This is a genomic window from Erysipelatoclostridium sp. DFI.2.3, assembly GCF_019132535.1.
GTDB classification, from domain to species: domain Bacteria; phylum Bacillota_I; class Bacilli_A; order Erysipelotrichales; family Erysipelotrichaceae; genus Clostridium_AQ; species Clostridium_AQ innocuum.
On record NZ_JAHOOJ010000006.1, the window covers coordinates 142,692 to 158,463 of the forward strand.

12 protein-coding genes are annotated in these 15,772 nt (G+C 39.4%); 1 reads left to right on the forward strand and 11 read right to left on the reverse strand.

What is annotated here, in order from left to right:
* Positions 1–126: 126 nt before the first annotated feature.
* From truA to licT, 9 genes are all read right to left on the reverse strand, one after another.
* A complete protein-coding gene (gene truA / locus KSZ58_RS08130) occupies positions 127–885 on the reverse strand; it encodes a tRNA pseudouridine(38-40) synthase TruA (protein WP_008817027.1) in 759 nt (252 codons plus the stop codon).
* Entirely contained in the window at positions 878–1,678 is an 801-nt protein-coding gene (locus KSZ58_RS08135) for an energy-coupling factor transporter transmembrane protein EcfT (RefSeq protein WP_008817028.1), read from the reverse strand. Before KSZ58_RS08135 ends, truA begins: the two co-directional genes overlap by 8 nt.
* Positions 1,671–2,531 (reverse strand): energy-coupling factor transporter ATPase, encoded by an 861-nt coding sequence (locus tag KSZ58_RS08140; protein ID WP_009269752.1) that lies wholly within the window; start codon positions 2,529–2,531, stop codon positions 1,671–1,673. Before KSZ58_RS08140 ends, KSZ58_RS08135 begins: the two co-directional genes overlap by 8 nt.
* Positions 2,507–3,334 carry an energy-coupling factor transporter ATPase gene (locus KSZ58_RS08145; protein WP_009269753.1) on the reverse strand — a complete coding sequence of 276 codons (828 nt, stop codon included), beginning with the start codon at positions 3,332–3,334 and terminating at the stop codon, positions 2,507–2,509. The genes KSZ58_RS08140 and KSZ58_RS08145 overlap by 25 nt, the downstream gene beginning before the upstream one ends.
* Positions 3,335–4,118: 784 nt before the next feature.
* On the reverse strand, positions 4,119–5,438 hold the full coding sequence (locus KSZ58_RS08150) for an MATE family efflux transporter (protein WP_008817031.1): 1,320 nt from the start codon (positions 5,436–5,438) through the stop codon (positions 4,119–4,121).
* A 151-nt stretch (positions 5,439–5,589) separates the two neighbouring features.
* Positions 5,590–5,865 carry an antibiotic biosynthesis monooxygenase gene (locus tag KSZ58_RS08155; RefSeq protein WP_008818613.1) on the reverse strand — a complete coding sequence of 92 codons (276 nt, stop codon included), beginning with the start codon at positions 5,863–5,865 and terminating at the stop codon, positions 5,590–5,592.
* Positions 5,847–7,286 (reverse strand): glycoside hydrolase family 1 protein, encoded by a 1,440-nt coding sequence (locus tag KSZ58_RS08160; RefSeq protein ID WP_009269755.1) that lies wholly within the window; start codon positions 7,284–7,286, stop codon positions 5,847–5,849. The genes KSZ58_RS08155 and KSZ58_RS08160 overlap by 19 nt, the downstream gene beginning before the upstream one ends.
* Before the next feature lie 11 nt (positions 7,287–7,297).
* Positions 7,298–9,148: a beta-glucoside-specific PTS transporter subunit IIABC gene (locus KSZ58_RS08165; RefSeq protein ID WP_008818611.1), complete on the reverse strand. Its 1,851-nt coding sequence runs from the start codon at positions 9,146–9,148 to the stop codon at positions 7,298–7,300.
* A 135-nt stretch (positions 9,149–9,283) separates the two neighbouring features.
* Entirely contained in the window at positions 9,284–10,123 is an 840-nt protein-coding gene (gene licT / locus KSZ58_RS08170; RefSeq protein ID WP_008818610.1) for a BglG family transcription antiterminator LicT, read from the reverse strand.
* Between the two features lie 217 nt (positions 10,124–10,340).
* Here licT and KSZ58_RS08175 point away from each other — a divergent pair, with 217 nt between their 5' ends.
* Entirely contained in the window at positions 10,341–10,778 is a 438-nt protein-coding gene (locus KSZ58_RS08175) for a MarR family winged helix-turn-helix transcriptional regulator (RefSeq protein ID WP_008818609.1), read from the forward strand.
* Positions 10,779–11,262: 484 nt separating this feature from the next.
* Here the strand turns inward: KSZ58_RS08175 and KSZ58_RS08180 are convergent, their stop codons facing one another.
* Together KSZ58_RS08180 and KSZ58_RS08185 are read right to left on the reverse strand one after the other, a co-directional pair.
* Entirely contained in the window at positions 11,263–13,773 is a 2,511-nt protein-coding gene (locus KSZ58_RS08180) for an ABC transporter ATP-binding protein/permease (RefSeq protein ID WP_008818608.1), read from the reverse strand.
* A gap of 370 nt (positions 13,774–14,143) precedes the next feature.
* Positions 14,144–15,475 carry a hypothetical protein gene (locus KSZ58_RS08185; RefSeq protein ID WP_009269756.1) on the reverse strand — a complete coding sequence of 444 codons (1,332 nt, stop codon included), beginning with the start codon at positions 15,473–15,475 and terminating at the stop codon, positions 14,144–14,146.
* Positions 15,476–15,772: the final 297 nt, after the last annotated feature.

A 15,772-nucleotide genomic window follows, 5' to 3' on the forward strand; every position in this document is an offset into this window, starting at 1 on the left:
CGGTACAGGCGAAGACAGCAGCTTGCTTTCCTTAACCCACATTTTGCAGGCATGAAAAGGAAATGTGCATTTTTGAGAACATCTGCAAACAGAAAAACGACCTGCCGATAGCAAGTCATTTTGTACTTATTCCTTTGTTTTTTTCGTATCCGCATAGGTTACGTGGACCAGATAAAGTCCTTCCGCCTGTGCCTTATACCGGCACAGATGCTTATCCTGTCCATACAGCATCTGTTTGACATCCGCAACATCCAGACGATGCTTGCCTGCTTCAATCAGGGTCTGTGCGATCATACGCACCATATAGCGCAAAAATCCGTTCCCCTCGAACACAAGGCGGACAGCATGCTCCTCCTGTACGATATCCAAACGAGTGATGGTTTTGACCTTTGATTTGCGCGGATCAAGCTTGCTGCTGGTGAAGCTCGTAAAATCATGGGTTCCCAGAAACACTCTGGCACATTCACTCATACGTTTCACATCCAGCACCTTGCGATCCTTCCCCATATAATGATAATAAAACGGATTGTTCACATCCGTTGTAATCAGATAATCATAGCGCTTGCTTACCGCATGAAAGCGTGCGTGGAAGTCATCCTCCACAAGACATACATCCTGTATCCGGATATCGTGAGGAAGCAGGGAATTTAAAGCACGCCTCCAGTTCTCCGGTGCCAGATCCTTAGCGGAATCAAAATGAAATACCTGTCCGAGTGCATGCACATGGGCATCTGTTCTTCCACTTGCCGTAATACGGATAAAGTTGCCTTCGATTTTTTCCATGGCTGCTTCAATTTCCTGCTGTATGGAATGCGTATTCGTCTGCCGCTGCCAGCCTCCGTAGGCAGTGCCGTCATAACTGAGTGTTACCTTATATCTAGGCATACAGCATCATAGCAACCATTGCAGTGAAAACCAGAACAGATGCAATAAGCAGAACATAATCTCTGCCTTCCATCTTCAGCTGCTTATAGCGCGTCCGCATACGGTTGGGGATATAGCCTCTTGCCTCCATGGCATAGGCCAGATCCTCAGCACGCTGGAATGCAGATACAAACAGCGGTACAATCAGAGAAAGAATCGCCTTCACCTTTTCCATCAGGCTTCCCTCCTCCATATCCACACCACGGGACGCCTGCGCCTTCATGATGCGCTGTGTTTCTTCAATCAGCGTCGGAATAAAGCGCAGTGCGATGGAAATCATCATGGCGATTTCATGAGCAGGTACATGAATGACCTGAAACGGCTTCAGCAGGTCTTCGATTCCCAGCGTCAGCTCCAGCGGCTTTGTGGTGGCAGTCAGAATTGTGGTAATCATAATCATTAAGGCAAGACGGATAACGATATACAGGGTCTGTGCAATTGCCCCGGTGTAAACAGAAAATCCGAATATGGTAAACAGAACATCCCCGTCACGAATGACCAGCAGATTGATGATGAGCAGAAACGTCAGCATGAACAGCATCGGCTTCATTGCTCTCCATAAAAAGGACAGCTTTAAACGTGCCAGCAGTGCAGTTCCGATGACCGCAGCCGCAATAACTCCATAGCCCGCATAGCCTGCCGGTATGAAAATCGCAATCATCATAATCAGCATGGCACCGATTTTGGCTCTGGGATCCATATGATGAATGATGGAATCCAGCGGCAGATATTTTCCAAGTGCGATATTATTCATGCTTCTTCACCTCACAAGCGACAGCCGCAGCCAGCTTGTCCATGTCCAGCAGAGTACGGTCGATGGAAAAGCCGCGGCGAATCAGCTCTTCCCGAAGCCGTATCACAGCCGGGGGATTGATATTCAGCTCCTGCAGGAGCTCTACGGTTTCAAAGAAGGACTGCACATCACAGTGCTTTTTGATGCTTCCATCCTGAACAACGACAACCTCTTCACAATATTGTAATACATGCTCCATATCATGTGTTACGATCAAAACGGTTTTTCCGTATTTCTTATTCATATCCACAAACAGCCGCATCATATCGCTGGCTCCCTGCGGATCCAGTCCGGCTGTCGGCTCATCCAGCACCAGCACATCCGGGTTCATGGCAAGGATTCCGGCAATGGCAATTCTTCGCTTCTGTCCCCCGGATAAATCAAACGGTGAGCGCTGCAGGTAGCTTTCATCCAAACCGACGACCTTCAGTACCTCCTTCGCACGCTGTGCCGCTTCCTCAGCACTGACGCCGAAATTCTTCGGTCCGAAGCTGATATCCTTTTCAATGGTTTCTTCAAACAGCTGATATTCCGGAAACTGGAACACCAGACCGACCAGACGGCGCAGCTCCTTCAGATTTTTTGGCTTGCTTCCCGCCGTAATTGTTTTATCCAGTATCTGAACTTCGCCCTCGCTAGGCAGCAGAAGGGCATTCAGATGCTGTACCAGAGTAGACTTACCACTACCGGTTTCTCCGATAATGGCTGTTACCTTTCCTTCCGGAATCTCCAGATCAATCCCCTTTAAGGCCGCATAGGAAAACGGAGAATCCGCATTATAGGTATGTGCTACTTTTTGAAATGTAATCGGCATACTTCATCCACCACCTTTTCCATCGTTGTGCAATCCTTCATATCCACACCGTGTGCACGCATGGCCTTTGTGAATTTCAAGGCAAACGGTATATCCAGCTGAAGCGCAATCAGCTCTTTTTCTTTTCTTAAAATATCGTCGGGAAGTCCCTTCATAACCACATGTCCACCATCCATGACGATGACATAATCCGACTTACTGACCTCTTCGATATCATGTGTTATGGAAATGATCGTTATATTGCTTTCCTTATGAATTTCCTGAATCAGCTCGTTAATTTCCGCTTTTCCCTGCGGATCCAGCATACTGGTGGATTCATCAAAAATAAGAATCTGCGGAGACATGGCAAGAACACCGGCAATCGCCACACGCTGCTTCTGCCCGCCGGACAGCTTGGTCGGTTCACTCTGCATATATTCCGTCATTTTTACCTTTTGTGCAAAACGTTCAATAATCGGCTGCATTTTTTCCGTTTCCACCTGATGATTTTCCAGACCAAACGCGATATCATCCGCAACGGTAGCGCCGATAAACTGATTGTCAGGATTCTGAAAGACGATTCCGACCTTATCGCGAATATCGTACAGGGTGTCTATGCTCAGCTCATCCTGATCCACATAAATATGTCCCTGATCCTTATCCAGCAGACCGATCAACAGCTTAGCAATCGTTGACTTACCGCTTCCGTTATGTCCGATAATGGTTGTATAGCTTCCCTCTTCAATCGAAAAAGAAACATGCTCCACTGCATTTGTTTCCTTATCATAAGAGAATGTCAGATCCTCCACACGTATTTTTTCCATGTTCTCACCTCAAAATTATAGCGTTTTTATTATACAACGAATCGAAAGTGAACACAATAAATCTACTGTGTAAAACAAAACTAACAACACAAACCATGGATTCTTCCTTATATGTATGAGGTTTCTTCAAAGACATCCTTATGAGAAACATCCACTTTACAGAGAAAAGTACGTACATGCAATCATAGAAATGCTAAAATAACATATATTAGATTTTGTCCAGCTATCACTTGCATGTTCCCACATGAAATATACACGCTGTATACAATAAAATACAAAACATATTATGCATTTTAAACGATTGTTCCGTAATTTTTATAAGTATGAATTTTTCCTTGCAAACCAGTAAGTGAAATGAAAAATATTTCAAGATGGATGATAAAGAACCTGCACTTAGAAATTAGGCAATCATTAAATTCGATTTAAATGTATTCACAATATTTATTATAAAAAGGCGTTTTGATTCGGTCAAATAAAGCAAGGCAGACAAAATAATCTAACTTGCTCTTCATCATATACTTACTTTTTAACCTGAATTTATTCTAAATCCATTTCTATTTGGCATGTTTTACATTCTCATAATAATTTAAATTTATTCTTGTCACCCTCATCATTTAAACAGGTATCCTCATTATCACCTTTGATTTGAACTATTATCGCAATAACCTCCGTTCTGCTATACTGCCAGTCAATACCTTCGCTATAGCATATAAAATTAGTTCAGCAGTTTTACGAACGGACTTACTTTAATAGACAACACATCTGACGACGATAGTCTTTTCTATTATGCTTCATGCATGATTTTCCTATACCATCTAATGCAAACAATAAAACAAAGAATATCGGAGATTGGCTGTGCGATTATAACACCTTTGATACCAAAAAAATAATTTCCAAGCATAATGATAGGAATGTAGAATAATCCTTGTCTAGCAACAGAAACAAATAGGGATGGCTTTACCAATCCGGATGATTGAAAGAATGTCGAGAATATGAAGATACCGCCTAATATTGGTGTAGAGATGGTTATAATCATGAGAAATAATTCTCCAGAATGTATTACCTCTTCATTATCTATAAACATCTGCATCAAGACTGCCTTCATGAGGATAAAGATTAATACAAAAAACATACCTAGACATAAAGATATTATATTGGCGGCTTTCATTGTTTCTTTAAGTTTATCTTTCTTTTTTGCTCCAACACAGTACCCTATCAAAGGCTGTATTCCCTGCCCAAGACCTACAGTTAGTTGAATTGGGAACAAATTAATTTTGCTGACTATTCCCATAGCTGCGACGGCAACATTTCCATACAGTACACAGTAGTTATTCAATATAATATTTGAGAAGCTTAACAGAATAGTAACTAAAGAACCAGGAATCCCAATCGATATAATTTCTTTTTGGAGTGACATAGCAAATGATACATCGTTAAAATGCAATGACAAATATACGTTTCTTTGAACATAATAGATATATAATAATGAAGTTACAACATTTGAAAAAACAGTTGCAATCGCTGCCCCCTTCACTCCCATATGAAAATATAATATAAAGATAGGATCTAAAGCAATATTTAATAAAGAGCCAATCACCAAACCATACATTGCTTTTTTTGTTTCACCAACCGAACGCAATGTAAACGCAAAAGCATTCGATATCATTATAGCAAGCGTCCCCAATATGATAATAAATAGATAATCATGTGAATAACTCCATGAATTAGTATCACAACCGATGATAGAAAGAATCGGATTTATGAATACTATGCCTAACACTGTGAAAACAAAGCCGCAGGCAAGTAAGATATAGAATGTATATGCAGAAGCTTTTTTCATTTCATGCTCATTTTTACTTCCCATCATTCTGGATATATAAGAAGCGCTCCCTATCCCAAACAAAGCACCTAGAGACATTAATACCAAAAACACTGGCATGGTTACAGAAATAGCTGCAACTTGATTAACGTCATTTACCTGTCCAATAAAATAGGTGTCTGCCATATTATACAAAATAGTACCCAGTTGCCCAATCATTGTTGGAAGTGCTAAAGCGAGAATTATTTTCCATACGGAATTTTCTTCCAATTTATCGATATTCATATACCTACTCTCCTCCTTTTATAATTTTGTAAAGGATTTTCGCCTTTATATGTTTACAGTCTATAGATATGATGCCATGTTCATATAAAATCATTTATGGTCACCGCCTATTTATCTTGTATAAAAAGATATGCTAAGCATATCTTTTTTGTTAAAGTGTATATGTTTCTATTGTATTACTAATAAAATTTGACTTTAGTTTCTCCTTGTATTTCAGAAATACATGTCCATCATACTGTTCATAAACATACTTAGATTCCCAAACTTCAACATTCACTATAACATCTTCATAATCTGCTGAAGTAAGGACATAAGTGTCTTTGCATCCAGCTACCTCTTTCATTTCCTCTGCGAATAATTGCGAATCTCTCATATACTCAGTTTTCTTTGACTGATTTACTTTATTTTTTACAAGAACAATGTACATGCACTCTCCCCCTCTAACTCTTTTCCATTGCTTTCAATTACTTTCTGGTACCAGTAGAAGCTGTCTTTTCGATACCGTTTCAATCCGTCTTCATAATCCACATAGATAAATCCATATCGTTTATCTCTATCCCCTGAAGCACTATAAAGATCTATACATCCCCAAGGCAAATAGCCCAGACACTCTACGTTATCTTTATCTACAGCATCTATAATTGCCTGAATATGCTGTTTTAGGTAAGCAATTCGATAATCATCATGCACTTTTTTATCTTTTGTCAGGTTATCATCTTTTACACCTAATCCATTTTCAACAATCATGAGCGGTAAGTTATAACGATCATAAAGATCATTCATTAAAATTCTCAGCCCCAGAGGATCAATTGTCCAGCCAAAGCTTGATTGCTTCAGCTTCGGATTCCTTAATGCCTGATACATCATTTGTAATGTTTCAGCATTTTCATTGATAGCATTACTTTCTTTTCCTACACAAACAGAATAGTAGTAACTAAATGAAATAAAATCGATTTTGGCTTTTTCATCTTTGAATAAAGCTTCTTCATGACGATATCCGTGCCAGCCATCTTTTTCAAATTGCTTTATGTTTTTTGAAGTATATTCACCTTTGCATAATAAATCTAAATAATCATAGGTCAACTCTTGATTATGTTGCTGGGCTAGAAATACATCTTCCGGATCACTGGTTAGGGGATATGCAAGTGAACTCGCTATCATACATCCTATTTTTGCATGAGGAAGTATTTCATGACAGCGCTTTACTGCATAAAAATGTGCAATATTCGTATTATGATAGATTGTATACGAAAACTCCTTATATCCCACTGTTTCCGGTGTCATCTTTTTCCCTATTCCAAATGTTGGCATTTTTAAAGTCATATTATTTTCATTTAAAGTCAGCCAATAGCTAACATAGCAGCCGAATTCCTGGAAACATGTATCCACATACTGTTTGAATGCGTGTACTGTTTCAATACCATACCATCCATTATAACGATCCACCAAGGATTGTGGCATATCCCAATGATACAATGTTACAACAGGCTCAATGCCAGACTTCTTTAACAATTTAAAAACTCTTTTATAAAAATCCACACCTTTTTGATTCAGACTGCCATCCCCATCCGGATATAATCTCGTCCATGCAATCGACATACGGAAAGCACGAAAGCCCATTTCTGCCAGTAGTTTAATATCCTCCTCATAATGGTGATAGAAATCTGATGTAATAGAATAATCTCTTACTTTATTTGCCCCCATCCATGCTTCGAATGATTGATCTACATTATGCTTCGAATTCTCTGTAATGACGTCATATATGGATTTTCCTTTGCCGTCCTCAAATGCACCTCCTTCAAATTGGAAGGAGGAAGTAGATCCTCCCCATAGAAATTCTTCGTTCATATAAGCCTCCTCTATAGTAACGTTATCATGGTTTCTCCACGTTTCACTTGATCTTTATCACATTCTAATACTTCTAAATATTCTTGTGAATTTGTAATGATAATAGGTGTCACAATATCGTACTCTAATTTTTTTATTTCCTCGATGTCAAATTCAAGAAGTTCATCTCCAATTTTTATTCTCTGATCAGGTTTTACGTAGGTTGTAAAATATTTGCCTTCTAACTGTACCGTATCGATTCCAACATGTATCATGATTTCTGCGCCATCATCGGATAACAAACCAATTGCATGCTTTGTAGGGAATATGGTTTTGACTATTCCCTTTACAGGAGAATATAAGATACCTTCCTCTGGAAGCATCGCGATTCCTTTTCCCATAGCTTCACTTGCGAAAGTTGAGTCATCCACTTCTGTTAGTTTTACGATTGCTCCGTTACAGGGTGCTTTGATTTCTATTTTTTTATTATCTTCTTTAATCGCATTTTTTATTTCAGGTTCTATGGTTTCATCCTTCTTACTCAATACTTTTGTCAACACAAACGCACTTATAAAGCTAACCACAATAACGACACCGGCATAGACAACGCCCATAATTGATCCATCACCAATATTAGCAGGCAATCCTACCAAGCTAGCGGATGCAATAGCATAGTATTTCACACCTAATAAGCCAGCTAAGATCCCACCAATGCCACTCGCGACAATAGTGGCATAAAACGGTGTTTTTCTTGGTAAATTGATTCCATACATTGCTGGTTCTGAAATGCCAAGTAATGCAGATATGGTCGCAGCATTTGCTTCTGCTTTTACATCTTTATTCTTAGACTGCATACCTACTGCGAAAGCAGCACCTGCCATTGCGATATTTTCCGCCAGCATCGCTGGCACAATGAGCGCTTCAGAACCATTCATTGCCAATGTGGTTACGATAACAGGAAAAGCAAAGGAATGCGTACCGGTAGCAATCATGATTGGCGTTAACGCCGCAATAATACCAACAGCCAAAAATCCAAGATTATCTCCAAGATATTGAACAAATTCAGATAAATAATCAGCTAAATAAGCACCAGCAGGTCCAATAACAATAAGCATGATAGGAACCACAATCATAGTCGATAACATAGGAACACTAAAAGCACGGATGACCTGTGGACAGATTTTATTGAAGAATTTCTCTACGTAAGATAATAGCCACACACTAAGAATAATGGGCAGAATCGTACTTGAATATGTTACATTCTTAATTGCGATACCAAAGAAATTCAATTGTTCCAATCCCAGTGCTTCAAAATTATTCAATTGCGGATGTAATAATATTCCACCCAGCAACATGGATAAGAATGGATTCGCTCCTAATTTTTGTGAAGCGGTGTATGCGACATAAATGGGCAAGAAGTAGAAACCAGCTTCTTTTATTAGATTCCAAACATAATAAGTAGGACTGGTGTCTGGTAATATACCTATCAGATTCAAAACCGTAAGGACTGCACCAACCATACCTGCCGCCATTAGGATCGGGACGATTGGTGTAAATATTCCTGAGATTACTTCAAAGAATTTATCAACTATTTTTTTCTTTTCTTTTGAGTTATCATTTTCCTGCTTCGTAAAAGTGCCTAACTGATTCAGTTCATGAAATACATCAATAACATCCGGACCGATACAAACCTGATACTGTCCATTTTTAATAATTACATCAATTACACCTTTTAACTCTTTAATGGACTTCGTATCTGCTTTATCAATGTCTTTTAATGTAAATCGCAACCTTGTTGCACAATGCATTACAAATGTTATGTTGTCTTTTCCACCAACATACTGAAGAATTTTCTTTGCTAAATCTGCATAATCTTTTTTCATCTTTTTTTCCACCTTTCGTTTATTTAGATTTGAGAATGTAGTAAACGATGGCGGTCTTGCCTACTTAAAGTCACAATCCGATTGCCCTTTGTACGTTATCTTAAAATTTTATCCCTTCCTTCCCATATAAAAATGCTAGATGTTGTTTACAACTCTTTCTATATGCAGCACGAGATACATCTTTTCTTCATCGCTGATCTCTGCATCATATGTCTTCAAAAAATACTTTTCAATTTTTTCTACACATAAATACGATTGAAAATACTTTTTACAAATAATAGAAAATAATTCATCGCTTTGCTCTATCTTATTTAGAAGCTGTTTATGTTTGACTCTTTGTATAAAAAACTTCAAATGTGTGACAAACCTAAGATAGTTCATGGAGTCTTCATTAATCTGTATGTCAAAATGATACGATACAAGCTTACAGATTGCTTTCATGTCTTTCATTTCATTCTTAATTTCTTCCATACTGCAGGAAGATGAGGTATTCACGATATGCATTGCGATAAAGCCAGCTTCAGGTTGCATCAAATGACAGTTCAACCGATCATTAATCATCGTGATTGCTTCACTGCCTATCTGATATTCTACCGGATAATAATGTTCAATTACCCAAATCATTTTATTACGAATCTGCTGCCCCTCTTTTGAACGCTCTACAGCATAATGAATATGGTCTGTTAGTAATAAGTATAAACTTTCATCTAGTTTTTTCTCAAGTTTTTCCTCCGCCATCAAAATAATTTCTTCTGTTAGCTTGATATATTCCATAGGGATATCCGAGATAAGTTCATAGAATTTCGACTTGTTTTCAGATTTTTTTAAAGAAAATATTTTATCTACACTGCATAAAGGGATTTCATCATCAATTTTTCTCTTAAATGCAATACCAGATCCAAGCAGAATGACTTCATTTTCATTTTCGTCAAGTGAGACTACAGCATTATTATTTAATATTCTTTTTATTCTCATATCTATTCTCCTATCCTCCTTAAAAAAACAAGCAAAACCTAAAAGAAATCTCTTTTTCTTTTGGTCTTGCCTACTTAAAGTCACAATCCTTTGTCATATACATTGTATTCTATGTATTTTAAAATGTCAATATATTTTATTTATTAAATATACTTTTTTCAAACCATTTACTTATCTATTATGATATAATATAGATATCTATCTTATGGAGGTTCATATGAATAAAGATATACAAATACTTACATCTGAGCACAATGGTCTAATAGGGAACCTGATTCATGAATTAGATAAAAAAACACTTACTGTTTATAATACCGCATTGAAAGAATTTAACATAACGTTTCAACAGGCAATGATTATTTTATTCATATACGTGAGCAAAGAAGAAATATATCAAAAAGACATTGAGAAACAAATGGGATTGACAAATCCGTCTGTAACCGCTTTGATGCGGAACATGATAAGTAAAGATTTTGTGTATAGAATACAAAGTATAAAGGATGCGAGATATTTTCATTTGCATTTAACACCAAAAAGTCTTTCGATGGTTGATGAAATAGCCAGTAAGATTATAAAAACTAATAAGATTTTATTAGCTCCATTATCAAAGGAAGAGGTAGTCACTTTACAAAGGTTATTGTGTAAACTATTATAATGGCACTATTTCTTTTTAGTTTATCCTTGTTTTAGTGACCATGAGATTCGTATTCAGAAGAACGCTCATCTTTGAAACAAAAAGAGGCAGAAATTAGCAGGGAGTTATATAATTTTCAATCTCGATTTTCTATCCAAAATGACATAACACAAGATGAATTTCATACTTTTGAAAATAACAGCTAATATAAACCTAAATATAAATAAATATTTTATTTCATTTTCATGTTTAATACTGTCATTCTTGTATAACGCTGAGCAGTTATGCTTCCACTAAAAAACGACCTGAGCTATGCTTGCACTGATAACCCTTACTCTTTCCTGTGAATCATAAAGACCTATCAAGATTAAGTGGGTATATCCCAATATCATAAACATGCAATTTATATGGAATACCAACAAAAAAAGAGCTGTAGTACCTACTAGCCAGTTTTTCACGACTATTCTCTACAACTCCTTATTTCTATAAAATGTATACTGTTATATCACTTCTTGATTGCGTCAATCGGACGCTGGCGTGCAATTCTGGTAACCGGAAGGATGCAGGCAATAAAGGTTACAACCGCAACGATCACCAGCATCAGCAGCGGCTGACGCAGCGTGATGATGACCGGTGAAATCAGAACACCGATTTCATCCTTGGCAAAATTATTGGTTATCAGCGTTACCAGCTGCAAGCCTATCATGGTAATTACATAGGAGATTGCCGCCAGCATGACGCCCTCCCAGATAAAGATTTTCAAAACATCTGTGCTTCTTGCGCCGATGGCACGCAGAATACCGATATCCTTTTTACGATAGGAAATCGACACAATGATAAAATTCATCATCAGCACTGCCGCAAAGATGAACAGTGCGATGCTTGCATAGAAGAATACCTTGGTAGCGAAGCTCGCAAAATCCTTGATGCTTTTAACATCCTGTGTAGCTACCGTGTTGGCATACAGATTGTTGTTGATCTCATATTTTTCAAGAAACGGCTTCAATGTGGTATCATCAAAGCTGCTCAGCAGCTCACTGACATACAGCGTATCCGGAATGTAAGGGGCGATCAGTTCCTTATTGACAATGTTATCATTGATCTGATAAACATCCTCCATACTGAAAGTTCCCTCCGGCATCAATATACCGGCAATCCGCACCTGCTGCTTCAAAAGCTCACCGCTGTTTCCAAAGCCCTCATCCACATGCAGCTCCACATTTCTTCCAATCAGCCGCTTTGCATGATCCTGCAAAGTCTTGCGAATCTCTTCTGTGGATTTCTTTACCATGGCATCACTATAGAAGCTCTCTGATTTTCCCAGAATAAACATCAGCATATCCGGTGAAAGCAGGATTTCATCTTTTTTTACGCTCTTTGTGGAAACCATTCCTGTTCCATCATAATAGGAAACCGCCTGCGCAGGATAGGCCAGTGAGGACATGCCCTTATCCTCATCATTGACCCGCAGAAATAGATTATGCCTGCTGCTGTCCAGAACGGTTCCCTTCTGCTGCTTCACTGTATTTACAAAGCCCTCTTTCACATACAGCTTATTACTGCTTATATTTGCTATATTTCGGAATTCACGAACGAGCTTGTAGGTTTCACTGTCGATATTATTTGCACTGACCTTCTTCAGGGATTCATATTTGCTGGTATCCTTACTTACAATCCCGCTGATGCGCATCCATGTATCACCGATTGGCAGCTTTACGTTTTGCAAGATATCATCATATGATTTCGGAAATTGCAGCTTTCCTTTTTCATCTGCGATTCCCTGTGTAAGGATGATATCCGCCAGATAGGAGGAAATCGCCATTTCCTTGTAATCCTTTGGAAACCTTCCCTTGATATCCTTGAAGCCCAGAACATCAAAGCTGCTCATTTCTGTCAGCTTATACTGTTCGACAGCAGCGGAATATGCTGTACTGTCCAGCTCCTCAATTCCCAAATCGCCCAGACGCAGCGGCATCGTATCCCAGGAATAGACCTTTGCGAACTTCTGCTGCGGATTCTCCTTTAAAACAGTTTTTATATCTGCATCCTTTATCTGCGTATCCATTCCGGTATAAATAACGTTTCCCTGATCATCGATATACTGATAACGAACACCCGCATACTGCTCCTGTAATTCCTCAGCCGCCTTATACTGCGCATTGACAGAGCTGAAGTTTCCAACGGCATCCGAAAGAGCCAGCAGCAGCAGGGCAAAGCTGGTCAACAGAATGGTGAATACCATTCGGATCTTCTTATGCCCCAGACAGGAAAAGCCAAGACGGAAGCTATCCTTAAACGGCAGATGGGAATGAATTGCTTCAAACACCTCGGCGTGTTCTTCAACATCAGGCGCGCTATCAGCTTCCACAACACCATCCTTAAATTCAATGATTCGATCCGCATAGGCTTGTGCAGATTCCCGGTCATGACTGACAACGATCACCAGCTTTTCTCTGCTCAATTCCTTCAGAGTATCGAAAATCTCTTTCCCTGTCGCAGAATCCAAAGCCCCGGTCGGCTCATCCGCCATCAAAATTTCCGGTTCCTTAATCAAGGCACGGGCAATCGCAACACGCTGCTTCTGTCCGCCTGATAATTCATTCGGATATCTTGCCGCATAGCCGCTCAGCCCCAGTCGCTTCAGCATTTCTTCGATGTCCGCATGGGATGCTTCCTTCTGCTGCAGCTGCAGCGCCATGGCGATGTTCTTCTCAATGGTATACTCCTCCATCAGATTAAATTCCTGAAAGATAAACCCCACATACGTATTGCGGTAGGAATCATAGTCCGATTGCTTGAAATCCGCAGAGCTTTTCCCATTGATGATGATTTCCCCTGCATCCGCCTGATCCAGTCCTCCGATGATATTTAGCAGGGTGGATTTCCCTGACCCTGATTTTCCTAAAACAAACACCATCCCGCGCTGTGGAAAGCGCAGATTGATATCCTTTAGAGCCTCGGTTTTCACTCCCTTTGCTGTTTTATACGTTTTTGCTATATGTTTCAGCTCCAGCATTGTATTCTCCTCCCTGTACATGTCACAAACTGTACTACTGTATCTATTACACTAATACACTATATGAAACAGCGGGATTTGTCAATGTATTCCTAGAAATGTGACCATTTTGTAAGGTTCAGGATAGCAACGCATACAGTATGGTGTATGTATTCTGATTTAAACAGAAAAGACGTAGAACATTGCTTATCTATCGTGTTACCCTCTACGATGTCATCTTTTCATAGAATGAAAATAAAAAAGGATTTATCAGTCAGCAGCTATGAAACGCTTTCATCCTGCTTTTGATAAATCCTATTGCTGTTATAGATGCTGTGCAGCTCTGTAAACCAGACCTGATGAACGCTGATGCGTGCTTGCCCTGATGATATCACTTATGAAATTCAGACATGCTTTGATCAAATTGATTCGCATCCTTTTTCCGATACAGCCTTCGCGATACGATAAACCCCTTGTGACTTTTGAACTGCTTGTTTAAAAAATCATAATAAGCTCCCGGAGATATAATACCGCTGAGGTCAAACAAATTCAAGCCGATAGAGCTCAGCAGGTTTCCAAGAAAAAAAACACAGTTGCTCGATACCACAAAAAAGGTTTTCAGCTTTCCTTCTCGTATCTTATAAAATCTGGCTTCCGGTGATGTACGGGTAACACGGCTCAGATAGTCATCACAAGCCCCCTTGCAGGGAAGTCCCTTTTGCTTTAGCTGCTCGTCACACTCAAAATCACAAAAGGTTTCAAATACCTCCAGAATGCGGTCATTCAGCCTTTTTTTCTGTTCCTCATTCAGGGATACACCAAAACCGATCAGTGTCTTATTCTCATTCTCCAGACAGTTACGAATATAGGTATCCTTTGGTGCGATAATGACGACACCATCCCCCAGTGTACCGAATAAATGCCGGTTATGCGGATCATAACAGCCATAGGATATGACCAATCCACGATATACGACATCCGCATGTCCAAACATAGCGGGTCCACTTGGCGCTAAATGTATCAGTACCTCCATATCAACGGGAATATCCTCTTTTATGGCATCAAAGCGTTCCTTGATTTCATCCTCTTTATCCTTGTTCAAAAGGGTACTCATCAGATGTGGAGGAATAACGGCAGACAATACCGGAGGTACCGAGAGCTGAATTTTCTGATCCAGCTTATCCCCGCTACCGCTCGGAAGAATTTCCCGTATCAGATCAAGCAGGGTGTTTCCTCCGTAAATAAGGAAATAGGCACCCAGAAAAAAGCTGATTACATCCTCATGTGCGCCCGGATTTACAATCAGAAAAAAGGCTATGATCAAATCGCCGCATAGAAAAATCACCTTCATAAACGGAATCGGCAGCCGATCCTTGATTTTGATATAAAAGACGATGATTTTGATAATGGCATGCAGCAGAATCCAGCAGCCGATCAAACGCGGAAAGATGGCGAAAAAGGTTTCCGGGATCGCCAGTGATATGATAATCGCAATCAGCCACACGATGATATCCAGAAACTGTCCGCCCTTGTGCTTCAGCTTGCGGTAATTCAGAATCATATTGAAAATACGAATAACACCGGCGACGGATATACCGATAACAAGCGTTGTATACAGCCAGTTCCAGACAGCAAGAGAATCGAAGATAAAGGAAAAACCGAGCACACAGAAAAACAGCCCGGTCGCAAACATAGTAAAATAATTAAAATTTTTCTTCAGCATGCCCTCATCTCCCTACTTCCTATAATTATAGCGAAAAGAAAAAATTCCGCAATCTATTTTTCTGGATAATACAAAGAAAGAACCATAGCGGACATGTGTTGGATACATATTCATGCAGCATAAAAAAATATACATACGTTATATGCCTGGTCTGTGCTTCAATGCATATTCCCTGTTCTCCTGAAATTGGTACCGCCTGTCCACGTTAGACCGTTTCCAAGCTTACGTAATACTCAAATGCTTCCCCTTTCAGAAATACAGACAGTATGATCAACAGGCTGCTTTTGCACGCATTGT